At 65.2% G+C, this 21,203-nt stretch carries 24 protein-coding genes and 1 other RNA gene; 17 read left to right on the plus strand and 8 right to left on the minus strand.

Going from position 1 to position 21,203, the window contains the following annotated elements; genetic code table 11:
• Complete coding sequence (gene gltK / locus LDO29_RS25110) at window positions 1-684, plus strand: glutamate/aspartate ABC transporter permease GltK (RefSeq protein WP_224082456.1); 684 nt, start codon at window positions 1-3, stop codon at window positions 682-684.
• Window positions 681-1,415: an amino acid ABC transporter ATP-binding protein gene (locus tag LDO29_RS25115; protein ID WP_224082457.1), complete on the plus strand. Its 735-nt coding sequence runs from the start codon at window positions 681-683 to the stop codon at window positions 1,413-1,415. The genes gltK and LDO29_RS25115 overlap by 4 nt, the downstream gene beginning before the upstream one ends.
• 72 nt (window positions 1,416-1,487) lie before the next feature.
• Here LDO29_RS25115 and LDO29_RS25120 read toward each other — a convergent pair whose 3' ends face one another.
• Window positions 1,488-2,318, minus strand: a complete 831-nt coding sequence (locus LDO29_RS25120; protein ID WP_224082458.1) for a class II glutamine amidotransferase — start codon at window positions 2,316-2,318, stop codon at window positions 1,488-1,490.
• Between the two features lie 132 nt (window positions 2,319-2,450).
• Between LDO29_RS25120 and LDO29_RS25125 the strand changes: the two genes are divergently transcribed.
• The 5 genes from LDO29_RS25125 to rnpB all read left to right on the plus strand — a co-directional run bounded on the left by LDO29_RS25125 (window position 2,451) and on the right by rnpB (window position 7,148).
• Window positions 2,451-3,524 carry a tartrate dehydrogenase gene (locus LDO29_RS25125; protein ID WP_224082459.1) on the plus strand — a complete coding sequence of 358 codons (1,074 nt, stop codon included), beginning with the start codon at window positions 2,451-2,453 and terminating at the stop codon, window positions 3,522-3,524.
• A complete protein-coding gene (locus LDO29_RS25130; protein WP_224082460.1) occupies window positions 3,521-4,834 on the plus strand; it encodes a glycerate kinase type-2 family protein in 1,314 nt (437 codons plus the stop codon). The genes LDO29_RS25125 and LDO29_RS25130 overlap by 4 nt, the downstream gene beginning before the upstream one ends.
• A 45-nt stretch (window positions 4,835-4,879) precedes the next feature.
• Complete coding sequence (pyrC, locus tag LDO29_RS25135) at window positions 4,880-5,914, plus strand: dihydroorotase (RefSeq protein ID WP_224082461.1); 1,035 nt, start codon at window positions 4,880-4,882, stop codon at window positions 5,912-5,914.
• A gap of 11 nt (window positions 5,915-5,925) precedes the next feature.
• Window positions 5,926-6,771 (plus strand): DUF3025 domain-containing protein, encoded by an 846-nt coding sequence (locus tag LDO29_RS25140; protein ID WP_224082462.1) that lies wholly within the window; start codon window positions 5,926-5,928, stop codon window positions 6,769-6,771.
• 35 nt (window positions 6,772-6,806) lie between these two features.
• Window positions 6,807-7,148, plus strand: an RNA gene (gene rnpB, locus LDO29_RS25145) — RNase P RNA component class A.
• 52 nt (window positions 7,149-7,200) lie between these two features.
• Here rnpB and LDO29_RS25150 read toward each other — a convergent pair.
• Window positions 7,201-7,623, minus strand: coding sequence for an OsmC family protein (locus LDO29_RS25150; protein ID WP_224082463.1), 423 nt, complete (start codon window positions 7,621-7,623; stop codon window positions 7,201-7,203).
• Window positions 7,624-8,364: 741 nt separating this feature from the next.
• Between LDO29_RS25150 and rplM the strand changes: the two genes are divergently transcribed.
• From rplM to erpA, 5 genes are all read left to right on the plus strand, one after another.
• The gene (rplM, locus tag LDO29_RS25155) at window positions 8,365-8,793 is read left to right on the plus strand and encodes a 50S ribosomal protein L13 (protein WP_010813907.1); all 429 of its coding nucleotides are present in this window, start codon (window positions 8,365-8,367) and stop codon (window positions 8,791-8,793) included.
• 12 nt (window positions 8,794-8,805) lie between these two features.
• Window positions 8,806-9,198, plus strand: coding sequence for a 30S ribosomal protein S9 (gene rpsI, locus LDO29_RS25160; protein WP_011296659.1), 393 nt, complete (start codon window positions 8,806-8,808; stop codon window positions 9,196-9,198).
• Between the two features lie 314 nt (window positions 9,199-9,512).
• Window positions 9,513-10,184: a DUF6776 family protein gene (locus LDO29_RS25165; protein ID WP_224082464.1), complete on the plus strand. Its 672-nt coding sequence runs from the start codon at window positions 9,513-9,515 to the stop codon at window positions 10,182-10,184.
• A 3-nt stretch (window positions 10,185-10,187) separates the two neighbouring features.
• Window positions 10,188-10,649 carry a bactofilin family protein gene (locus LDO29_RS25170; RefSeq protein ID WP_224082465.1) on the plus strand — a complete coding sequence of 154 codons (462 nt, stop codon included), beginning with the start codon at window positions 10,188-10,190 and terminating at the stop codon, window positions 10,647-10,649.
• 104 nt (window positions 10,650-10,753) lie between these two features.
• Window positions 10,754-11,122, plus strand: coding sequence for an iron-sulfur cluster insertion protein ErpA (gene erpA, locus LDO29_RS25175; RefSeq protein WP_010813904.1), 369 nt, complete (start codon window positions 10,754-10,756; stop codon window positions 11,120-11,122).
• A 45-nt stretch (window positions 11,123-11,167) separates the two neighbouring features.
• Here erpA and LDO29_RS25180 read toward each other — a convergent pair whose 3' ends face one another.
• Entirely contained in the window at window positions 11,168-11,968 is an 801-nt protein-coding gene (locus tag LDO29_RS25180) for a phytanoyl-CoA dioxygenase family protein (protein ID WP_224082466.1), read from the minus strand.
• A gap of 90 nt (window positions 11,969-12,058) precedes the next feature.
• Here LDO29_RS25180 and LDO29_RS25185 point away from each other — a divergent pair, with 90 nt between their 5' ends.
• Window positions 12,059-12,964 (plus strand): LysR family transcriptional regulator, encoded by a 906-nt coding sequence (locus LDO29_RS25185; protein WP_224082467.1) that lies wholly within the window; start codon window positions 12,059-12,061, stop codon window positions 12,962-12,964.
• Window positions 12,965-12,984: 20 nt separating this feature from the next.
• On the opposite strand, the gene LDO29_RS25190 is transcribed toward LDO29_RS25185, so the two are convergent.
• Together LDO29_RS25190 and LDO29_RS25195 are read right to left on the minus strand one after the other, a co-directional pair.
• Window positions 12,985-14,112: an anhydro-N-acetylmuramic acid kinase gene (locus LDO29_RS25190; RefSeq protein WP_224082468.1), complete on the minus strand. Its 1,128-nt coding sequence runs from the start codon at window positions 14,110-14,112 to the stop codon at window positions 12,985-12,987.
• 23 nt (window positions 14,113-14,135) lie between these two features.
• Window positions 14,136-15,530: a M23 family metallopeptidase gene (locus LDO29_RS25195; protein WP_224082469.1), complete on the minus strand. Its 1,395-nt coding sequence runs from the start codon at window positions 15,528-15,530 to the stop codon at window positions 14,136-14,138.
• A 242-nt stretch (window positions 15,531-15,772) separates the two neighbouring features.
• On the opposite strand from LDO29_RS25195, the gene tyrS reads away from it, so the two are divergent.
• The 4 genes from tyrS to LDO29_RS25215 are packed head-to-tail and all read left to right on the plus strand — an operon-like array spanning window position 15,773 to window position 18,932.
• Window positions 15,773-17,014, plus strand: a complete 1,242-nt coding sequence (tyrS, locus tag LDO29_RS25200; protein ID WP_224082470.1) for a tyrosine--tRNA ligase — start codon at window positions 15,773-15,775, stop codon at window positions 17,012-17,014.
• A gap of 8 nt (window positions 17,015-17,022) precedes the next feature.
• Window positions 17,023-17,493: a D-aminoacyl-tRNA deacylase gene (dtd, locus tag LDO29_RS25205; RefSeq protein WP_224082471.1), complete on the plus strand. Its 471-nt coding sequence runs from the start codon at window positions 17,023-17,025 to the stop codon at window positions 17,491-17,493.
• A gap of 60 nt (window positions 17,494-17,553) precedes the next feature.
• Window positions 17,554-18,201, plus strand: a complete 648-nt coding sequence (locus tag LDO29_RS25210; protein ID WP_224082472.1) for a YbhB/YbcL family Raf kinase inhibitor-like protein — start codon at window positions 17,554-17,556, stop codon at window positions 18,199-18,201.
• 56 nt (window positions 18,202-18,257) lie between these two features.
• Complete coding sequence (locus tag LDO29_RS25215) at window positions 18,258-18,932, plus strand: histidine phosphatase family protein (protein ID WP_224082473.1); 675 nt, start codon at window positions 18,258-18,260, stop codon at window positions 18,930-18,932.
• 21 nt (window positions 18,933-18,953) lie between these two features.
• Here LDO29_RS25215 and LDO29_RS25220 read toward each other — a convergent pair whose 3' ends face one another.
• From LDO29_RS25220 to LDO29_RS25230, 3 genes are all read right to left on the minus strand, one after another.
• On the minus strand, window positions 18,954-19,679 hold the full coding sequence (locus LDO29_RS25220; protein WP_224082474.1) for a queuosine precursor transporter: 726 nt from the start codon (window positions 19,677-19,679) through the stop codon (window positions 18,954-18,956).
• 169 nt (window positions 19,680-19,848) lie between these two features.
• The gene (locus tag LDO29_RS25225) at window positions 19,849-20,433 is read right to left on the minus strand and encodes a BPSL1445 family SYLF domain-containing lipoprotein (RefSeq protein WP_224082475.1); all 585 of its coding nucleotides are present in this window, start codon (window positions 20,431-20,433) and stop codon (window positions 19,849-19,851) included.
• 44 nt (window positions 20,434-20,477) lie between these two features.
• The gene (locus LDO29_RS25230; protein ID WP_224082476.1) at window positions 20,478-21,071 is read right to left on the minus strand and encodes a hypothetical protein; all 594 of its coding nucleotides are present in this window, start codon (window positions 21,069-21,071) and stop codon (window positions 20,478-20,480) included.
• Window positions 21,072-21,203 lie beyond the last annotated feature (132 nt).

Here is a 21,203-nt window from a genome sequence, read left to right on the forward strand (position 1 = left end):
ATGGCATACGAATTCGACTTCAGCTCCATCACCCCGGCTACGCTGGAGGTGCTGGGCGAGGGCATGCTGGTCTCCCTCAAGATCACCGTCACGGCCGTGATCGTGGGCATCGTCTGGGGCACCATCCTGGCAATGATGCGGCTGTCGTCCATCAAGCCGCTCAACTGGTTTGCCCAGGGGTACGTGACCATCTTCCGCTCCATCCCGCTGGTGATGGTGCTGCTGTGGTTCTTCCTGATCATCCCGCAGGTGCTGCAGAACATCTTCAACCTGTCGCCGGCATCGGACCTGCGCATGACCTCGGCGCTGGTGGCGTTCTCGCTGTTCGAGGCGGCCTATTATTCCGAGATCATCCGGGCGGGTATCCAGAGCGTGTCGCGCGGGCAGATGTTTGCCGCGCAGGCGCTGGGGATGACCTACGGGCAGACCATGAAGCTGGTGATCCTGCCGCAGGCCTTCCGCAACATGGTGCCGCTGCTGCTGACGCAGGGCATCATCCTGTTCCAGGATACGTCGCTGGTCTATGTCAGCGCGCTGGCCGACTTCTTCGGCCAGGCCTATGGTGTTGGCGAGCGTGACGGCCGCATCGTCGAAATGCTGCTGTTTGCCGGTCTCGTGTATTTTGTTATCTGCTACTCCGTTTCGCTGATGGTCAAGCGTTACCAGAAAAAGGTGGCCCTATGATTGAAATCAACAATGTCTCCAAGTGGTACGGCACCTTCCAGGTGCTGACCGACTGCACCACCAGGGTTGCCAAGGGCGAGGTCGTGGTGGTCTGCGGACCGTCGGGCTCGGGCAAGTCGACGCTGATCAAGACCGTCAACGCGCTGGAGCCGTTCCAGAAGGGCGACATCCTGGTGGACGGCACCTCGGTGGGCGACCCGAAGACCAACCTGCCCAAGCTGCGTTCGCGCGTGGGCATGGTGTTCCAGAACTTCGAGCTGTTCCCGCACCTGTCGATCACCGAGAACCTGACCATCGCGCAGATGAAGGTGCTCGGCCGTTCGAAGGAGGAGGCCACGGCCAAGGGCCTGAAGTACCTCGAGCGCGTGGGCCTGAAGAGCCAGGCAGCCAAGTACCCGGGCCAGCTGTCGGGTGGCCAGCAGCAGCGCGTGGCCATTGCGCGTGCGCTGTCGATGGACCCGATCTGCATGCTGTTCGACGAGCCGACTTCGGCGCTGGACCCGGAGATGGTCAACGAGGTGCTGGACGTGATGGTGCAGCTCGCGCAGGAAGGCATGACCATGATGTGCGTGACCCACGAAATGGGGTTTGCACGCAAGGTGGCCAACCGCGTGATCTTCATGGATGCCGGCAAGATCGTTGAGGACTGCGCCAAGGAAGAGTTCTTCGGCAATATCGAGCAGCGCTCGGACCGGGCGAAGCAGTTCCTGTCGAAGATCCTGCATCACTGAGATCGCAGCGCACCGCTGCACGGAAAAGGGACGCCGCGGCGTCCCTTTTTTGTCAGTCCGGCGCGCATGGCTTCAGGTACAAGCCGTATTAGCCGCGTTCTTCGCCTGCACCTCTGGCGGGATCGGCACCATCTGCGTCATCTGCGGACGCCCGTCGATGAACATGATCAGCTCGCCCGGCTCGAAGCGCGTCCACGTTTCGTTGTCGGTCAGCGGTGCGGTAGCGATCACCGCGACCCGGTCATCCGGCGTGGTGACCTGGGCAAAGTCGATCGACAGGTCGGCGTCGATCAGGTGCGCGGTCGAGAACGGCCATTGCCGCACGATGTAGTACAGCCGCGTCGAGCAGTGCGCGAACAGGGCCTGCCCATTGCACAGCAGGAAGTTGAACACGCCGTGCGTTGTGATTTCCCGCGTGATGTCCGCCAGCGCATGGCACAGCTCGTTCAGCGGCGGCTGCGAGCCAGGGAAGCGCTTGCGCAGCCCCTGCATCAGCGTGCAGAACGCGAGTTCGCTGTCGGTGTCGCCCACGGGCTGGTAGACGCCGGACAGGAACGGCGTGAAGTTCAGCAGGTCGCCGTTGTGGGCGAAGATCCAGTGCCGTCCCCACAGTTCGCGCATGAACGGATGGCAGTTCTCGAGCAGCACCGTGCCTTGCGTGGCCTTGCGGATATGCGAAATGACGTTCTTCGACTTGATCGGATAGCGCTTGATCAGGTCCGCGACGGGCGACGTACCGGCCGACTGGTTGTCGATAAAGAGCCGGCAGGCCTTGTCTTCGAAGAAGGCGACACCGAAGCCGTCGGCGTGGTGGTCGGTCACGCCGCCGCGAGCGGCGAAGCCGGTGAAGGAGAATGTCACGTCGGTCGGCGTGGCGCAGTTCATGCCTAGCAGCTGGCACATGGCGGGGCACCGGGTCGGCAGGGGGCTGCCGCTTTGCAATAGAATGCAGGCATTATCCCGCGCGCCCGGGCCGCTGCCAAGCGCACGCCTTTGAGCGCCTCACGCCATCCCGCACCACCCCTCCCGACCGCTATGAGCCAATACAAGATTGCCGTAATTCCCGGAGACGGAATCGGCACGGAAGTGATGCCCGAGGGCATTCGCGTCATGGATGCCGCCGCACGCAAATTTGGCATTGACTTCCGGTGGGACCACTTCGATTTCTCCAGCTGCGACTACTACGCCCGCCACGGCAAGATGCTGCCGGACGACTGGTTCGACACGCTGGTGAAGTACGACGCCATCTACTTCGGCGCGGTGGGCTGGCCCGACACGGTGCCCGATCACGTGTCCCTGTGGGGCTCGCTGCTGCAATTCCGCCGTTCCTTCGACCAGTACGTGAACCTGCGGCCGGTGCGCCTGATGCCGGGCATCCGCAGCCCGCTGGCCGGCCGCAAGCCCGGCGATATCGATTTCTACGTCGTGCGCGAGAACACCGAGGGCGAGTACTCGAGCATCGGCGGCCGCATGTTCCCGAACACCGAGCGCGAGATCGTGGTGCAGGAGACAGTGATGAGCCGCACGGGCGTCGACCGCATCCTGAAGTTCGCTTTCGAGCTGGCGAAGAAGCGCCCCAAGCAGCACCTGACCTCGGCGACCAAGTCCAATGGCATCTCGATCACCATGCCGTACTGGGACGAGCGCGTGGAGGCGATGGCGGCGAACTACCCCGGCCTGAAGGTCGACAAGTACCACATCGACATCCTGACCGCCCACTTCGTCCAGCATCCGGACTGGTTCGACGTGGTGGTGGCCAGCAACCTGTTCGGCGACATCCTGTCCGACCTGGGGCCGGCCTGTACCGGCACCATCGGCATCGCGCCATCGGGCAATATCAACCCGGACCGCACGTATCCGAGCCTGTTCGAGCCGGTGCACGGCTCCGCGCCGGACATTGCCGGGCGCGGTGTGGCCAACCCGATCGGCCAGATCTGGTGTGGCGCCATGATGCTGGAGCACCTCGGCCACGACGAGGCGGGCGCGGTGGTGCTGGACGCGATCGAGAAGGTGCTGGCCGCAGGCCCGGACCATGCGCCGCTGACGCGCGACATCGGCGGCAAGGCCGGCACCGAGGACCTGGGCCGCGCGATTGCGGAGGCGCTGTGAGCGCGGCGGGCAGTTTCGCGGGCGATCCGCGCGCGCTGCTGCTGGAGACCTTCCAGGCGGCGGTTGCGGCAGCGGATCCGCTCAAGATCGTTGCCGCGCACCTGCCGCCGCCGCACGCGAGCGGGCGCACGCTGGTCGTGGGCGCGGGCAAGGCCGCGGCGTCAATGGCGCTGGCAGTGGAGCAGGCCTATGCCGGCAAGGCGCAGATCGAGGGGGTGGTGGTCACGCGCTATGCGCACGGCCTGCCGACCGGGCATGTGCGCGTGATCGAGGCCGGGCATCCGGTGCCGGACGAAGCTGGCGAACAGGCCGCGGCCGAGATCCTGGACCGCGTGTCGACGTTGACGCCGCAGGACCAGCTGCTGGTGCTGGTTTCGGGAGGCGGCTCGAGCCTGCTGTCGCTGCCGGCCGAGGGGATTCCGATGGCCGACCTCAAGGCCACGACGAAGGAATTGCTGCGCTGCGGGGCACCGATCACCGAGATGAACATCGTTCGCAAGCACATCTCGCGCATCCAGGGCGGCCGCCTTGCGCAGGCCAGCCGGGCGCCGGTGACGACGCTGATCGTCTCGGATGTGGCCGGGGACGATCCCAGCGCCATCGCGTCGGGGCCGACCGTGGCGGACCCGAGCACGTTCGCCGATGCGCTCGATATCCTGCGCCGGTACGGCGCCACCGTCCCGGCCAGCGTCCAGTCGCACCTGGAGCGCGGTGCCCGCGGCGAGGTGCCGGAGACGCCCAAGCCTGGCGATCCGCTATTCCAGCGCGTCGACAACCGCATGATCGCCACCGCGCATGGCAGCCTGCAGGCCGCCGCGGCGCTGTTCCGCGAGCGCGGCATCACCCCGGTGATCCTCGGCGACACGGTGACGGGCGAGGCACAGGAGGTTGCGCGCGTCTATGCCGCGCTGGTGCGGGAGATTCGCGCGTACAATGCGCCGTTTGCCGCGCCCGTGGCGCTGATCTCTGGCGGTGAATGCACGGTCACATTGCCGGCCGGCGGTGGCAGCGGCAAGGCGAGGGGCGGGCGCTGTTCGGAATTCCTGCTGTCGCTGGCGATCGAACTGGCTGGCATGGAGGGCGTGCACGCCATCGCGGCCGACACCGACGGCATCGACGGTTCCGAGGACAATGCGGGCGCGCTCGCGGGTCCGACGACCCTGGCGCGTGCCGAGGCGGCCGGCATGCCGGCACGCCGCCAGCTTGACGCGCACGACGCCTGGGGCCTGTTCGATGCCATCGGCGATCTGGTCGTGACCGGCCCGACGCGCACCAATGTGAACGATTACCGCGCCATCCTGATTCTCTAACTTCCAGACTGCCTGCCGCGCTTGCGGCGGCAGGCCCAGCAAGCCATGACCCAGAAGCTCACCATTACCCGCCCGGACGACTGGCACCTGCACCTGCGCGACGGCGCGGCGCTCGCGGCCGTGCTGCCTGACACCGCGCGCCAGTTCGGCCGCGCCATCATCATGCCGAACCTGAAGCCGCCCGTGACCACGGTGGAGCAGGCGCAGGCTTATCGTGCGCGCATCCTGGCTGCGCTGCCGGCCGGCATGAGCTTCGAGCCGCTGATGACGCTGTACCTGACCGACAACACCCAGGCAGAGGAAGTCATCGCCGCCAAGGCGAGCGGCTTCGTGCACGGTGTCAAGCTGTACCCGGCCGGCGCCACCACCAACAGCGATGCCGGCGTGACCGACATCCGCCGCTGCGCGGTCGCGCTGGAGGCGATGCAGCGCGTGGGCCTGCCGCTGCTGGTGCATGGCGAAGTGACCGATGGCGATATCGACATCTTCGATCGCGAAGCCGTCTTCATCGACCGCGTCATGACGCCGCTGCGCCGCGACTTCCCGGAACTGAAGGTGGTGTTCGAACACATCACCACCAAGGATGCGGCGCAGTACGTGCGCGACGCCAGCGGCCCGGTGGGCGCGACCATCACGGCGCACCACCTGCTGTACAACCGCAACGCGATCTTCACCGGCGGCATCCGCCCGCATTACTACTGCCTGCCGGTGCTCAAGCGCGAGATCCACCGCGAGGCGCTGGTCGCCGCGGCAACGTCCGGCAGCGACCGCTTCTTCCTGGGCACCGACAGCGCCCCGCACGCGCGCGGCCTGAAGGAACATGCCTGCGGCTGCGCCGGCTGCTACACCGCGCTGCACGCGATGGAACTGTATGCCGAAGCTTTCGATGCCGCCGGCGCGCTCGACAAGCTGGAAGCGTTCGCCAGCTTCAACGGCCCGGCATTCTACGGCCTGCCGCGCAGTACCGGCACGCTGACGCTGGAGCGTGAAGACTGGCAGCTGCCGGCCGAGCTGCCCTATGGCGACGCCACGCTGGTGCCGCTGCGCGCGGGCGAAACGCTGCGCTGGAAGGCGCGCTGAAGCGCAAGGCATTGACGGCAGTCCCATCGGCGGCGAACCATGCGTTCGCCGCTTCGCTTTCGGCCATCGACTGGACGCAGCCGTGGTTCCAGCCCTTTGCGGCCGCCGGTGCCGGCCTGGCCGCGGTCGTGGCGGATGGCGCCTCGCTGCATGCGTGCCTGAACCAGCTGGCTGCCGGGTCAGGCTTGCGCAATGGCCGAGGCCTGCCGCTGAAGTTCATCGCACAGGAGGAATTGCCCGCTGGTACTGCCTATGAGGCCAACATCCACGCCACCGGCGCGGTGCCGACGCGCGACAACCTCCACGATTTCTTCAACGCGCTGATCTGGCTGCATTTCCCGCAAGCGAAGGCGCGGCTCAATGCGATCCAGGCTGAGGTAATCGGCCGCACGGGCGTTCAGGCCGGTCGAGGCGGTGTGCGTGATGCCGCGACGCTGTTTGACGAGAACGCCATACTGTTCCTGAGCGCCGACGCCAGCCTTGAGGCGGCGCTGCGCGAGTTTGCATGGCAGGAGTTGTTTGTCCGGCGGCGGCAGGACTGGGGCCGCCAGTGCACGGTGGTGCCGTTCGGCCACGCGCTGCTGGAGAAGCTGGTGAATCCGTACAAGTCTGTCACGGCCCATGCATGGCCGCTGGCGCTGCCGCCGGTATCCGCCGCCAGACCTGCCATGCTCGATGATGCGGTGGCCGCGTCCTTGCAGGCTGCTGCCGACGCCGGCCGGCTACGCGGCGGACGCAGCTTCGCGCCGTTGCCCGTCATGGGCATTCCCGGCTGGTCGGATGCCAATGCCGACGCGGCATTCTATGCGGACGTGACGGTATTCCGGCTGGGCCGGCGCCAGGAGAGCGAAGCCTGACCGGCGGGGCGCATTGGTGTTAGACTTCGGGCCGCAAAGCAGGCCAGACAATCGCTGCTTGCATCGCAAGGTGCAGGGGGAGGAAAGTCCGGACTCCACAGGGCAGGGTGTTGGCTAACAGCCATCCACGGTAACGTGCGGAATAGGGCCACAGAGACGAGTCTTGCCGCCGGGTTCGCCTGGCGGGAAGGGTGAAACGCGGTAACCTCCACCTGGAGCAATCCCAAATAGGCAGGCATTGAGGCGGCCCGCTGAGCCTGCGGGTAGGGAGCTGGAGCCGGCTGGCAACAGTCGGCCTAGAGGAATGGTTGTCACGCGCCGCCCGCCGCAAGGTGCGGCGGCGCGCACAGAATCCGGCTTATCGGCCTGCTTTGCACTTGTCTTCCGATGTGCCCGGCCAGTGTTCAACTGCCCGGGCATTCGCATCCGTCAGCCTTCGACGATCTCCAGTGTGTGCGTGATCTCCGCGGTCTTGGCGATCATGATCGACGCCGAGCAGTATTTCTCGTGCGAAAGCTTGATCGCGCGCTCGACCGTGGCCGGGTTAAGGTTCTTGCCGGTCACCACGAAGTGGAAATTGATGCGGGTGAAGACCTTCGGGTCTTCGCTGGCGCGCTCGGCTTCGAGCTTCACGCTGCAGCCGCTCACTTCCTGGCGACCGCGCTTGAGGATCAGGACCACGTCATAGGCGGTGCAGCCGCCGGTACCCAGCAACACCATTTCCATCGGGCGCGGCGCGAGATTGTGGCCACCGCCTTCCGGTGCGCCATCCATGGCGACGATGTGGCCGCTGCCGGTCTGGGCGACGAAGCTCATGCCTTCGGCACCCATCCATGTCACTTTGCATTCCATTCTGTTCGTTCCTGTCGTCAGAGTTGTGTGTTTTGGGTCACGAGCGCGTGATCTCGAATCTTGCTTTTTCCAGGATACGACATCGTGAAGTCTGTCGAGCAGATGCCGATATCCCTGTTGAAACTGAGGGTTTCCTCTAATATGTCAGTCTTGTGACACATAGATTCATGCGTCAAGTAATTGATTTTAAATAAGAAATTGCATTCTATCGGGGTGTGCGTTGCTTTCCATGATGTGGGATTGCATTTCGCAGTGCAAATTTCGCTTGCATCAGGGATTACCCCATGTATAATTCCAATCATTGAACGACGGCGCAGACAGCGCGCCAGAGTGCGAAAGCGAAGCCCCGGCCAAGCTCTCCGCACCGCCCGCAGGAAACACCGTCGATCTCCAAGTGTCTCCTCCACCCTCCTCCTTTGGTGGATTCAAACCCAAGCTAAACCAGCTTGGGTTTTTTTTTGCCTGTGCCGGGGAGGTGCATCAAACGCCGCGTTTGCAGCCATCAAGCAGCCTCGGTCGTGGCGATCTTGGCGAAATCCTCTCGGCTTAGCTTGTGTCCCGGTCGCGTCCGACAGTATAATCTACGGCTTTTCCGCCATGCCCGCGGGAAGAGATTCAGGGAGAGCCTGCGAAGACAAGCAGGAAGGCCAGGTCCAAAGGGCCGGCCGACGAGATTTGCAGGGGCGAGTACAAGCCTTCGCGAGTCGGTATCGGGCAGTTCTCTAATAGTCAGGAAAAATCATGAAGACCTTTTCCGCCAAGCCTCATGAGGTTAAGCGCGACTGGTACGTGATTGACGCGACGGACAAAGTCCTCGGCCGTGTCGCCAGCGAAGTGGCACGCCGTCTGCGCGGCAAGCACAAGCCGGAATTCACTCCGCACGTCGACACCGGTGATTACATCATCATCGTCAATGCAGCCAAGCTGCGTGTCACGGGTACCAAGGAAACGGACAAGAAGTACTATCGCCATTCGGGCTACCCGGGCGGTATCTACGAAACGACGTTCGGCAAGATGCAGCAGCGTTTCCCGGGCCGTGCCCTGGAGAAGGCTGTCAAGGGCATGCTGCCGAAGGGTCCGCTGGGCTACGCGATGATCAAGAAGCTGAAGGTTTACGCCGAAGCCGAGCATCCGCACGAAGCGCAGCAGCCCAAGGCGCTGGAAATCTAAGGAGGCCAATCCATGATCGGTAACTGGAATTACGGTACTGGCCGCCGCAAGAGCGCCGTGGCACGTGTCTTCATCAAGTCGGGCAAGGGCGACATCGTCGTCAACGGCAAGCCCATCAAGGAATACTTCGCTCGCGAAACTTCCCTGATGATCGTGCGCCAGCCGCTGGAACTGACCGAGCACGCTGAAACGTTCGACATCAAGGTCAACGTTACCGGCGGCGGCGAAACCGGCCAGGCCGGTGCGGTCCGTCACGGCATCACCCGCGCCCTGATCGACTACGATGCAACGCTGAAGTCGGCCCTGTCGAAGGCTGGCTACGTCACGCGTGATGCGCGTGAAGTCGAGCGTAAGAAGGTCGGTTTCCACAAGGCACGTCGCCGCAAGCAGTTCTCGAAGCGCTGATGTGTGTTCGCCGGTCCGGCCCTGCCGGATCACGCGAAGCAAAAAAGCCGCACGCTGGTCGTGCGGTTTTTTTTCGCCCGTCGTCGGAGAGGGCACTCGTTGGGAATGCGAAAAAAGTCACAATTTCGCACCCCACTTCTGTGGGGGTAATGGTCGCTCGCGGATACAATCACGCCCATGTTGCCAGAAGAACGCTTTTTCCTGATGGCCGGGCGGGTGACGTGAAGTATCGTTCCCTGCGTCGGCCTCGCCGACCCGTGTCCGGTCGGGCCGTGATTCGCTCGGGCCCGTCGTGGCTGCGGGGCGTGTCAGCCATGGCGCTCGCCGCCAGTCTGGTTGTCGGCGCGGTCTTCCTCGGGTATCAAGCCGGCCTGCAACAGGCCGTGCCGGTGGCATCGCAGCCAGAAGTGTTGGCCCGGCTGGAAGCCGTCAGTGCGGAGCGCGATGCGCTGCGCGCGGGGGCCAGCACGGCGGAGTCAAGGCTGCGCATGGCCAGCGCGGCGCAGGAACGCATGGCGCAGCAGTTGCGAGCGGCACAGGAGGAAGCCGGGCAGCTCAAGGAAGACCTGGCGTTCTTTGAAGCGCTGTTGCCTGCCGATAACCATAAGGGTGGCATCCATATCCGCAGCTTCCGCGTCGAAGCCGGAATGGCTGACACGCAGCGCCTGCAATATCGGCTGCTGCTCATGCAGGGCGGGGCGCGCGCTTTTGCCGAGCCGGCGGAGTTTCGCGGCGAACTGGAATTCGTTGTCGCGATGGTGCGGAAGGGCAAGCCGGCAACGTTGACCGTGCCGGCGGCGCGGCAGGCCGGCACGGCATTGCGCGTGCGTCATTACCAGCGGCTGGAGGGCGAACTCGACATACCGCCAGGCGCCGACGTACGGCACGTGACCGTGCGCGTGATGCAGAATGGCACGCTGCGCGCCAAGCAGTCCGCAACCTTCCAGCGTCCGGCTTCGGATGGCCAAGAATCAATCAAGGAGTGAGGGATGTTGTTTTCCAGGAAGAAGGGGCTCTCGATCGATACACTGATCGGCGAAAGCACGGCCATCGACGGCGATCTGGTGTTCTCGGGCGGCCTGCGGCTCGATGGCAAGGTGCGCGGCAATATCCGCGCGGCGAGCGACAAGCCGAGCATGCTGGTCATCAGCGAAAAGGGCATGGTGGAAGGCGAGATCACCGTCGGACACCTGATCCTGAACGGTACGGTGAAGGGGCCGGTCCACGCCGGCGAACTGCTTGAACTCCAGCCGCACGCCCGCGTGCTGGGAGAAGTGCGCTATGCCGCTCTCGAGATGCATCAGGGTGCGCTCGTAGAAGGGCGTCTGGTACCGCTTGGCCAGGAGGAGATCAAGGCACTCCCTAACCTTGTAACCACGGAAAGTGCCGACGAAGACGCCGAAGTCAAGGATTCTCCAGCCGAGGTGGCGGAAGTCGGGAAAGCGGCTTGAATACCACGTGCAGTCCTTAGCCAGAAGCCCTTGAAAACCAAGGGTTTCGGCACGATTTTCCAGTAGCGCTTAGAATACAGGCGTATCTAAACAGGAGAACCCCCATGAACGCAGTCGCAGAGGCACCCGTAACCGAGGACGTGCCGGCACCGTTCGTCTTTACCGACAGCGCCGCCGACAAGGTCAAGCAGTTGATCGAGGAAGAGGGCAATGCCGAGCTGAAGCTGCGCGTGTTCGTGCAGGGCGGCGGCTGCTCGGGCTTCCAGTATGGCTTCACGTTCGACGAGGAAGTCAACGAAGACGACACCACCATGGTCAAGAACGGCGTCACCCTGCTGATCGACTCGATGAGCTACCAGTACCTGGTCGGCGCCGAGATCGACTACAAGGAAGACATCAACGGCGCCCAGTTCGTGATCAAGAACCCGAACGCATCCACCACCTGCGGTTGCGGCTCGTCGTTCTCGGTCTGAGGCAAGACGCTTCGAAAAAAAAGCGCACCTTCGGGTGCGCTTTTTTTATCCCTGCGTGGCCCGCCAGACCACCGGAAACCAGTCTTCCCGCATCCGCTCGCCGGTTTGCTGGGCGATGCCGGGGAACGGTGGCGAAGTACGTCCGGGTCGTACCATGAACCGCACGTCGTCCCCAAGGAAGCGCGCCGAGAACGCGCGGCGCCGGCTGGTGCCCGTATTGCCGGCGGCGCCGTGTACGGTGCGGAAATCGAACACCACCGCATCGCCGGGTTCCAGCTCCGGCTGGAGGATAGTGTGGCTGCCGTCTTCGATGTCGGGCATTTCCATGAAGGCATCGTCGCCGCCGTAGAAGTTCTCGTTGCTGGCCCAGCGCTTTGGCCGCACCAGCCGCGGCCAGCGGTGCGAGCCCGCCACTACCCGTAGCGTATTGGCCTGCGTCACGGGGTCCAGCGGAATCCAGTAGCTCGCGGTCTGCAGGCCATCCACGCAGTAATAGGGCAGGTCCTGATGCCAGGGTGTCGCCTTGGCCGTGCCGGGTTCCTTGACGAGGATGTGCTCATGGAACACCTGTACCGCCTGTGACTGCATGATCTGCCCGGCAATGGCGGCAGCCGGCGAATGGCGGATGAAGGCCTCGAACGGCTCGATGCGCTGCCAGTTGCAGTAGTCCTCGAAGAAGCGCCCGCGCTCGCCGTCGCGCACATTTTCGATCGCGAACGGGCCGGGCTGGGCCAGGTTCTGTTCAAAGCCACCGCGCAACCGCTCCACCCAATCGGTGAAGGCGCCGCGCAGCACCAGCACGCCGTCGCGCTGGTAGGTGCTGACCTGTTCTGCTGTGATTTCCATGGCAAGGCTCCGGTGCGGGGACCAGCCCAGTATCGGCAACCGCGATCAATAGGAAAAGCATATATTTCCTATGCTGCAATATAGGAAATCATGATCCCCTTCTCCTTCCGGCAACTGGAGTACTTCGTGGCGGCTGCCGAGCATGGCAGCATCAGCGCCGCCGCGCGGGCGCGCCATGTGTCCCAGCCCTCAGTGTCGACGGCCATCGCGCAACTGGAGGACACGCTGGGCGAGGCGCTGTTCCGCCGGCAGGTCAGCCGCGGTCTCGAGCTCACGCCTGCCGGCCAGCGTCTGCTCACCCGGGCGCGTGACATCCTTGCGCTCGCAGCGGGGATCACCGTCGACGAGGCGGGACAGCAAGGACTCAGCGGCCGGCTGTCTTTGACCTGCTTCCAGGATCTGGGCCCGTATTTTGTTCCGCGCCTGCTGGCGGGTTTCCGCGAGCGCCACCCGGCGGTTTCCGTCACGCTGTTCGAGGCGGATCTGGCGACGGTCCATCGGACCTTGCAGGCCGGCAAGGCGGAGCTCGCGCTGACGTACGACCTCGGTTTCGACCAGCGCGTCGACCGATGGGCACTGGCGAGCCTGCCCCCTTACGCGCTGCTGCCCGCGAACCATCCGCGGGCCGGTCAGCGTGACATCAGCCTCGCCGAACTGGCTGGCGAGCGCCTGATCCTTGAGGACATCGCGCAAACACGTGAGTACTTCCTGTCGCTGTTCTGGGCGCACGGACTGCATCCGACGCTGCACCAGTACACCCAGACCTTCGAGATGCAGCGCGGCCTCGTGGCGCATGGCTATGGTGTGGCGCTGTCGTGCACGCGCCCGGCGGGCGACCACAGCTATGACGGCCTGCCCATTGCGTGCCTGCCGATGCGCGAGCCGGTGACCGCGCAGCGGGTCGTGCTGGCACGCGCGCAGGCCGTGCGCGCGTCGCCGTTGGCGCAGGCGTTCATCGATTGGGTTGTGGAGAGCGGGCATGCGGCGCCGGCCTGAGCCGGGCCGGTGCAACGCGGTCAGCGGGGATAGATCGCGCCGAGTACGCGCGAACCGGCGGCACCGGTGACGGTGGCGACATTGCCCGGCAGACGGAGCAGGCACTGGCGCGCCAGCCAGGCGAAGGCGATGGCCTCGACCTGGGAAACCGGCACGCCATAGTCCTCGGTTGTCTGTACGGCCAAACCGGGCAACGCCTGCGCCAGGCGCCGCATGATGTAGCCGTTGCGCGCACCGCCACCGCAGACGATCAGGCGCCGCGCCTGCGGCGCGTGGGCGCAAACATCGCGTGCAATCGCTTCGGCGGTCAGCGCGGCCAGTGTCGCCTGCACATCGGCTGGCGTCGGCGCGGGACCGCCCCGCATTGCTAGGCGCGCTTCCAGCCAGGCGGGATGGAACAGGTCGCGGCCCGTGCTCTTGGGGGGCGCCGCATTGAAATAGGGATCGGCCAGGCATTCGGCCAGCAGCGCTTCATCCACATGTCCGCTCGCGGCCCATGCGCCGTCGTTGTCGAACGGCATGCCGAGCTGTTCGCCGATCCAGTAGTCAAGCAGCGCATTGCCGGGCCCGCAATCGAAGCCGATCACGGCGCCGCCGTTGCCAGGCAGCACGCTGATGTTGGAGATACCGCCGATATTGCAGACCACGCGGGCCTCGGCCCCGTCGCCGAACAGCGCGTGGTGCAGCGCCGGCACCAGCGGCGCGCCCTGGCCGCCCGCCGCCACGTCGCGGCTGCGGAAATCCGCCACCACGTCGATGCCTGTCAGTTCCGCCAGCAGCGCGGGATGCTGGCTTTGCCGCGTGTATCCGATCTCGTCGTAAAGGCCCGGGCGATGGCGGATGGTCTGCCCATGCGCACCGATCGCCGCGACATCATCCGGCCGCAGCCCCGCCTGTCCGAGCAGTGCGGTCACGCAGCCCGCATAGACACGTGCGAGCGCATTGGCCGCCAGCGCCTCGCGATGGATCTCGTTCTCGCCCGGCTGTTGCAACTGGCCGAAGTCAGCACGCAGCGTGTCGGGAAAGGGCTCGTGCGCGGCGGCCAGCACGGCCGGGCGCTCGCCGCTGAAGTCCACCAGCACGGCGTCCGCGCCGTCCATGCTGGTGCCAGACATGATGCCGATATAGCAGTCGCCGTGCGCGCGCATGGAGTCTCCGGGCGGAGCGGCTGTCAGTTGGCCGCCGTAAGGACGTTGTAAGTGCGCAGCGCGTTGATGCGGCTGAGCATCTCACTGGTATAGCCGAGGAATTCCTGGCGCGCCTTGCCGGTCAGCACCGGTGCTTCCATCAGCGTGATGCTCAGCGGGTTCTGCGGCACGTCGTTGAAGCGGAACTCGTAGTGCAAATGCGGCCCGGTGGCCCATCCGGTCTGGCCGACATAGCCGATGACCTGGCCCTGCGACACTCGTTGCCCCTGGTGCACGCCGGCAAAACCGGACAGGTGGGCGTAGTAGGTGGAATAGCCGTTCGCGTGCTTCAGGATGATGATGTTGCCGTAACCGTTCTGGCTGCCGACAAAGTCGATCACGCCTTCGCCGGTGGCCAGCACCTTGGTGCCCGTCGGCGCGGCGAAGTCGACGCCCTTGTGTTGGGCCCACGCATGGTGCAGCGGATGCTCGCGGCCGCCGAAGCCCGACGACACGCGCGAGAATTCCACCGGCGAACGCAGGAACGGACGCTTCATGCTGCGGCCGTCGAAAGTGTAGTAGGCGCCGTTGCTCTCGCCTTCGGGCGCGAACCAGAGGGCCTGGTGGAGCTGGTTCCGGTTGATCAGCTCGATTGCCACCACGCGGCCGTTGCGGATGAATGTGCCATCCTGGAAGCCGGCTTCGTAGATGATGCGGAAGCGGTCGCCGCTGGCGATGTCATGCTGGAAATCGATCACGCCCGAGAAGATCGACAGCATTTGCTGCACGACCTCGTCGGGCACATTGGCCGCGTCCATGGCCTTGAAGAAGCCGCCAGACGAAATCGAGCCAGACGCCATTTCATAACGCAGATCGTTTTCGACGTTCTGCATGCGGGCCTTGTAGGTCGTTGTGCCACCGGCCTTTGCCGGCTCGACCCGCTCGATCACGAGTTCGCGCGAAGTCGCGGCATCGCCGCCCAGGTTGGCCTGCAGCGACACCAGCATGTTGCTGTCGTCGATCTGCGCCTGCACGGCCTGGCCTGGATTGACGTTGAACAGGGCGCGCGCGGTCGGGTTCTTCAGGATGAAGGCCTGCGCGTCGGGATCGTCCACGCCCAGGCGGCGCAGCAGCGAGGCAATGGTGTCGCCGCGCTGCATGCGATCCTGGCGCACGTAGACGGCATCGGTATCGATATCGGCAAGCTGTTCGAGCTGTTCGCGCACATCGGGCATGCGCAGTGGCTCGTTCACGCGCGGCGCGCGCGGGTCATCGAAGGCGCTGCGCGGCGCAACGCCCATGGCAGCGGCCATGCCGAGCGTGAACATCGCGCCCACGGAAGCCGTGAGTTGCTTGCGCCGTCGCGCGTGCTGGGGGTTGGTCGGGTCGACGAGAACCACCAGTTCACGCGCGAAAACTTCGCGGAGTCTGGACCACATCACGTAAAATTCAACCTTGGTCTGGGCACCGCTGCCGCGACGATGTGTGTCGTCTGCCTTCCTCCCCCGAGGTGCGGCGCGGGCTGTTCATCTTTATTTGCCGCCTGGTGCGAGCACTAGAATGGCGGGTGGCGCGCGGGCTTGATACCGCTTGGCGCCGGAAAGCGCGGATTATACCAAGAATCGGCCCGGGGCCGAGTGGCGCATCCGCCAAATTTTCATGTATTTCAAAGACTTACGTCATGACTGAAGCATCCTCCGGCCCCGCGGCCAAATTTCCCCTCACGCCGTCGGTGATGCACGCGCTGGAGGTGTCCAAACGCGGCTGCGACGAACTGCTGATCGAAGCCGAATGGCTGCAAAAGCTGGCCCGCAGCGAAGCGACCGGCGTTCCGCTGCGCATCAAGCTCGGCCTCGACCCCACCGCGCCCGACATCCACATCGGCCACACGGTCGTGCTGAACAAGCTGCGTCAGCTGCAAGACCTGGGCCATCAGGTGATCTTCCTGATCGGCGACTTCACCTCGACCATCGGTGACCCGTCCGGCCGCAACAGCACCCGGCCGCCGCTCACGCGCGAGCAGATCGAGGCCAACGCCCAGACCTACTACCGCCAGGCCAGCCTGGTGCTGGATCCGTCGCGCACCGAGATCCGCTACAACAGCGAGTGGTGTGATCCGCTCGGCGCGCGCGGCATGATCCAGCTCGCCGCCAAGTACACCGTGGCCCGGATGATGGAGCGCGACGACTTCACCAAACGGTTCCGGTCTGGGATTCCCATTTCGGTGCATGAGTTCCTTTATCCGCTCATGCAGGGCTACGATTCGGTCGCGCTGAAGTCCGACCTGGAGCTTGGCGGCACCGACCAGAAGTTCAACCTGCTGGTCGGGCGCGAGCTGCAAAAGGAATACGGCCAGGAGCCGCAGTGCATCCTGACCATGCCGTTGCTGGTGGGTCTGGACGGCGTCGAGAAGATGTCCAAGTCCAAGGGCAACTACGTCGGCGTGACCGAGGCGCCCAACGAGATGTTCGGCAAGCTGATGAGTATCTCGGACGACCTGATGTGGCAGTACTACACGCTGCTGTCGTTCCGTCCGCTCAACGAGATCGACCTGATGAAGCAGGAAGTGGCGCTCGGCCGCAATCCGCGCGACTGCAAGGTGCTGCTGGCGCAGGAGATCGTGGCGCGCTTCCACAGCCAGGCCGATGCCGAGAAGGCGCTCGAGGACTTCAACCACCGCGCGCGCGGCGGCGTGCCGGACGATATCCCGGCAGTCAGCCTGTCGGGCGCGCCACTGGGCATCGCGCAACTGCTCAAGCAGGCCAACCTGGTGCCGTCCACGTCCGAAGCCAACCGCAATATCGAGCAGGGCGGCGTGAAGATCGACGGCGCCACGGTCAGCGACAAGGCCACCAAGGTGGCTGCGGGCACCTATGTGGTTCAGGTGGGCAAGCGCCGCTTTGCCCGCGTGACGCTGGCCTGAGGCGGACGATGATCGCACTGATCCAGCGCGTATCGCGGGCCAGCGTGACCGTCGGTGGCCGTACCACCGGGGAGATCGGTGCCGGGCTGCTGGCGCTGGTGTGCGCCGAGCGTGGCGATACCGAGGCGCAGGCCGACCGCCTGCTGGCCAAGATGCTGTCCTACCGCGTGTTTTCGGACGCGGACGGCAAGATGAACCTGCCGGTGCAGAACATGGACGGCAACGGCGGAGCGGGCGGGCTGCTGGTGGTGTCGCAGTTCACGCTGGCGGCCGATACCAACAGCGGTACCCGCCCCAGCTTCACGCCGGCGGCTTCGCCCGAGGACGGGCGCCGCCTGTATGAGTATTTCGTCGAGCGGGCGCGTGCGTCGCACCCGGAGGTGCAGACCGGCGAGTTCGGGGCGATGATGCAGGTCAGCCTGACCAACGACGGTCCGGTGACATTCTGGCTGCGCGTGCCACCGCCCGCCAACGCCTGACCGACCGCAGGAAACCACGATGGCCGCGCCGGCGCGGCCATTCACAGACAGGAGAGACAAATGAAACTCTGGAGCAAGTCCTTCGCCGACAACGCGCCGATTCCGGGCGAGTTCGCCTTCTGCGTGCCGGATGCCGCCACACACGTGGCGTTGTCGGCCAACCGCAATCCCGACCTGCATTGGGAAGACGCTCCCGTCGAGGCGCGGTCTTTCGTCCTGATCTGCCACGACCGCGACGTCCCGAGCCAGGGCGACGACGTCAACCAGGAAGGCCGCGAAGTGCCGGCATCGCTGCCGCGCGTGGACTTCTACCACTGGGTGCTGGTCGACATTCCGCCTGGCCTCACCACGATCGCCGCCGGCTCGCACAGCGACGGCGTGATCGCGCGCGGCAAGCCTGGCCCCGAAGCGGCCGGCGGCACGGCCACCGCGGGCGGCCTGCGCCACGGCATCAACGACTACACCGGCTGGTTCGCCAACGACGCGGACATGAAGGGTGACTACTATGGGTACGACGGCCCGTGCCCGCCGTGGAACGACACCCTGCTGCACCACTACGTGTTCACGATCTACGCGTTGGACATCGACCGGGTGCCGCTGGACGGCAAGTTCACGGGTGCCCAGGTGCTGGAAGCCATCCGCGGCCATGTGCTGGCGCAGGCCAGCCTGACCGGCACCTACACGCTCAATCCCAAGGTGGCCGGCTGAGGCCGCGTGCCCGGCGCCCGCGCCGGGCAAGGGCAAGGTAAAAGCAAGGAAAGGGCATGTTGCAAAGCTCCGGGCCGCATTCGCTGGCCTACACGCACCTGATCGTGATCCGTCATGGCGAGACGGCCTGGAACCGCGAGCGCCGGCTGCAGGGCCAGCTCGACATCCCGCTCAACGAGACCGGCCAGGCCCAGGCCCGCGCGCTGGCTGCTGCGCTGGCAGGCGAGCCGATCGACGCGGTCTATTCCAGCGACCTGGACCGCGCCATGCAGACCGCGGCGCCCCTGGCCGAGGCGCTCGGCCTGAAGGTCCGGTCCGAGCCGCGCCTGCGCGAGCGCAGCTACGGCACCCTGCAAGGCATGACCTACGCCGAAGTCGCCGAGCAGTTGCCCGAGGACTTCGCGCGTTGGCAGGCGCGCGTGCCCGACTACGCGCCGCCGCAGGGCGAGTCGCTCGCGCAATTCCATGACCGCGCCGTGGAGATCGCGCTGTCGCTGTCGCGCCGGCATCCGGGCGAGCGCATTGCGCTGGTCGCCCACGGCGGCGTGCTCGACTGCCTTTACCGCGAGGCCACCGGCATGACGCTGGAGGCGCCGCGGCAGCATGAGCTGCTCAATGCCAGCATCAACCGGCTGCGCAGCGACAGCCATCACCTGACGCTGGCCCAGTGGGGCGATGTGGCCCACCTCGAAGCGCTGGCACTGGACGAAGTGGACCGGCGCGTTCCCTGACGGCGCCCACTGGTCCGGGCCTCAGACGCGGATGCGGAACGGCGTGAAGTCGGTGGTGCGGTCGTACCAGTCCTCGTTCTCGGCGCGCTTGAGGAAATTCACGACCTTGTAGGTGGCTGGCGTCATCACGACTTCCCAGCCGGTTTTCAGCACATACTGCGCCACTGCGACCTGAAGTACCTTCTCCAGCGGCCAGATGCCGTAGAACGCGATCACGTAGAACAGCGACGAGTCCACCAGCTCGCCGGCCAGGGTCGAGCCGATGGTGCGGGTCCACAGCCATCGTCCGCCCGTCCACAGCTTCATCTTGGCCAGCACGTAGCTGTTGGCGAAACTGCCGCAGCAGAAGGCGATCAGCGACCCGAGCGCGATGCGCCACGTATTGCCGAATACATCCTCCAGGCTCTTCTGGTAGTCGACCATGAACGGCGCCACCGGCATGTGCAGTACCACCAGGCTCATGAACGTGGCGAACGCCAGTGCCGCGAAGCCCGCCCACACCACGCGGCGGTCCCGGCCATAGCCGTAGACTTCGGTCAGCACGTCGCCAAAGATGTACGAGATCGGGAAGAACAGCACGCCAGCGCCGAAGGTTACGGGCCCCAGCAGCGGCAGCGTGACCTGCGCCGCCTTGGCGGCCCCGATCAGGTTGGAGCACAGCAGCACGGTGACGAAGGCCACCATGACGAGGTCGTAGTAGCGGTAGACGCGCCCGGTATGGGCTGGGGCGGCGGGCAGGGCGGACATGAAGGTTCCCGGTTTGGCGGCGCTCGCTGTTGCGCCTGCAGTTTTTCGCGCGATTATGCCAGCCGGAGACGTGCCTTGCCGTGCAGCAAGAAAAATCCCGGCCTTAGCCGGGATGGTGCAGGGAGTATCGGGCCGCGCGGCCGACGGGCCGCCGGCCTGCGCTCCGGGTTCAGATATCCAGCTTGGAGATCTTGGCGCCGTTGATCGATGCATCGAACATCAGGCCCGCGTTGGTCTGCACGAAGCCCACCACCGGCTGCTGGCTGGTCAGGGTATCGAGCTGGCCATTGGCGCCGATCTTGGCCAATGCCACGTTCGCGTCGGCGCCGGCCGTCCAGCCCTTGCTTGCCACGAACTTGTTGTACGCCTCCGGCGTCATGAACATGATGATGATGGCCTTGGACTGGCCGCCGGCAGTCAGCCCGACCGAAGCCTGAGCGGTGCTGTAGTACCCGACGGTCGAACCGTGCGAGCGCAGCGCGCCTTCTCCGTACTCGCCGCCAACCACCAGGCCGGCCGATATGACGCGCGGGAACACCAGGATACCCTGCGCGCGATTGGCGAGTTCGCGCGAGCCGTTGACCGAGGAATACAGGCGGTTCAACGCGCCATCAACACCCGCATTGATTTCCTGTTTTTTTGCCGCTGGATCGGATGAAGCCTTGGTGCCTGTCGTCGTGCAGCCAACCGTGAACGCGGTGGCGACGAGCAGCCCCGATCCGGCAACCCGGGTAACAAAATGGCGTCGATTCATAGGTAACCTCCTGGTGGGGTAAAGTAACCGCGTCGGGCACGGGGTCAGTTGGCTGCGGATGCAGCCGGGGCCCTGACCGTAATGGCTACGACTTCACGATAGACGATCTTTGCCATCTGACCACGCTGGATCTTGCCGAGATCGATGGCAGGATCTTCCACCTTGACCGTGCGCAACGTTTCGCGCGGGCCCCGGAACGTGACCAGGTGCTTGGCCGGGTCAACCTTCGTGATCTCCGCCGTCACCGTCGTGGTGATCTCGCGCATGATGCCCGGCTTGCTGCCTTCGGCCGCGCGCGAGGTACGCTCCACGGATTCCGCCAGCGCGGTCGCCTTGTTGTCCACCGGCTCCAGCGATGCCACGACCGCCGCGCCACGCGCAATGGTGAGGATGTCCCCCTTGTGGATCTGGCCGAAGTTCTTCACTTCGTCGCCGCCCACCAGCTCGACGACATTGCCGCGCGGGCCTTGCACCAGCACGGCCTTGGTGTTCGGGTCGATATCGATGATCTTGCCGCTGACGACGGCCTCCTCGGCAACGCCTACCGGGGCCTGCGGACGCTGTGCGTAGGCGCTGGTGGCGATGAGCATGACAGCAGCGAGCACCGCGGCTGGCAGGGAGGACGGACGACGGGTCATGGCTTTCCTTGGCGATGGTAAGAGGCCATGCCGGTCGGCACGGCTGCCGGGCACCCGGGCGAGGGTACCGTTGAAGCCATTGTGGACAATCGGGCAGGGGCCAGCAATCCACTTCGAAAAAATTTGGGATGC

This window comes from Cupriavidus laharis (genome assembly GCF_914271435.1).
Lineage (GTDB): Bacteria > Pseudomonadota > Gammaproteobacteria > Burkholderiales > Burkholderiaceae > Cupriavidus > Cupriavidus laharis.

Bases quoted from the DNA above. Each gene is read 5' to 3' on its own strand.
- gltK (WP_224082456.1), top strand. From the start codon at position 1: ATGGCATACGAATTCGACTTCAGCTCCATCACCCCGGCTACGCTGGAG.
- LDO29_RS25115 (WP_224082457.1), top strand. From the start codon at position 681: ATGATTGAAATCAACAATGTCTCCAAGTGGTACGGCACCTTCCAGGTG.
- LDO29_RS25120 (WP_224082458.1), bottom strand. From the start codon at position 2,318: ATGTGCCAGCTGCTAGGCATGAACTGCGCCACGCCGACCGACGTGACA.
- LDO29_RS25125 (WP_224082459.1), top strand. From the start codon at position 2,451: ATGAGCCAATACAAGATTGCCGTAATTCCCGGAGACGGAATCGGCACG.
- pyrC (WP_224082461.1), top strand. From the start codon at position 4,880: ATGACCCAGAAGCTCACCATTACCCGCCCGGACGACTGGCACCTGCAC.
- LDO29_RS25150 (WP_224082463.1), bottom strand. From the start codon at position 7,623: ATGGAATGCAAAGTGACATGGATGGGTGCCGAAGGCATGAGCTTCGTC.
- rplM (WP_010813907.1), top strand. From the start codon at position 8,365: ATGAAGACCTTTTCCGCCAAGCCTCATGAGGTTAAGCGCGACTGGTAC.
- rpsI (WP_011296659.1), top strand. From the start codon at position 8,806: ATGATCGGTAACTGGAATTACGGTACTGGCCGCCGCAAGAGCGCCGTG.
- LDO29_RS25165 (WP_224082464.1), top strand. From the start codon at position 9,513: ATGGCGCTCGCCGCCAGTCTGGTTGTCGGCGCGGTCTTCCTCGGGTAT.
- LDO29_RS25170 (WP_224082465.1), top strand. From the start codon at position 10,188: ATGTTGTTTTCCAGGAAGAAGGGGCTCTCGATCGATACACTGATCGGC.
- erpA (WP_010813904.1), top strand. From the start codon at position 10,754: ATGAACGCAGTCGCAGAGGCACCCGTAACCGAGGACGTGCCGGCACCG.
- LDO29_RS25180 (WP_224082466.1), bottom strand. From the start codon at position 11,968: ATGGAAATCACAGCAGAACAGGTCAGCACCTACCAGCGCGACGGCGTG.
- LDO29_RS25185 (WP_224082467.1), top strand. From the start codon at position 12,059: ATGATCCCCTTCTCCTTCCGGCAACTGGAGTACTTCGTGGCGGCTGCC.
- LDO29_RS25190 (WP_224082468.1), bottom strand. From the start codon at position 14,112: ATGCGCGCGCACGGCGACTGCTATATCGGCATCATGTCTGGCACCAGC.
- LDO29_RS25195 (WP_224082469.1), bottom strand. From the start codon at position 15,530: ATGTGGTCCAGACTCCGCGAAGTTTTCGCGCGTGAACTGGTGGTTCTC.
- tyrS (WP_224082470.1), top strand. From the start codon at position 15,773: ATGACTGAAGCATCCTCCGGCCCCGCGGCCAAATTTCCCCTCACGCCG.
- dtd (WP_224082471.1), top strand. From the start codon at position 17,023: ATGATCGCACTGATCCAGCGCGTATCGCGGGCCAGCGTGACCGTCGGT.
- LDO29_RS25210 (WP_224082472.1), top strand. From the start codon at position 17,554: ATGAAACTCTGGAGCAAGTCCTTCGCCGACAACGCGCCGATTCCGGGC.
- LDO29_RS25215 (WP_224082473.1), top strand. From the start codon at position 18,258: ATGTTGCAAAGCTCCGGGCCGCATTCGCTGGCCTACACGCACCTGATC.
- LDO29_RS25220 (WP_224082474.1), bottom strand. From the start codon at position 19,679: ATGTCCGCCCTGCCCGCCGCCCCAGCCCATACCGGGCGCGTCTACCGC.
- LDO29_RS25225 (WP_224082475.1), bottom strand. From the start codon at position 20,433: ATGAATCGACGCCATTTTGTTACCCGGGTTGCCGGATCGGGGCTGCTC.
- LDO29_RS25230 (WP_224082476.1), bottom strand. From the start codon at position 21,071: ATGACCCGTCGTCCGTCCTCCCTGCCAGCCGCGGTGCTCGCTGCTGTC.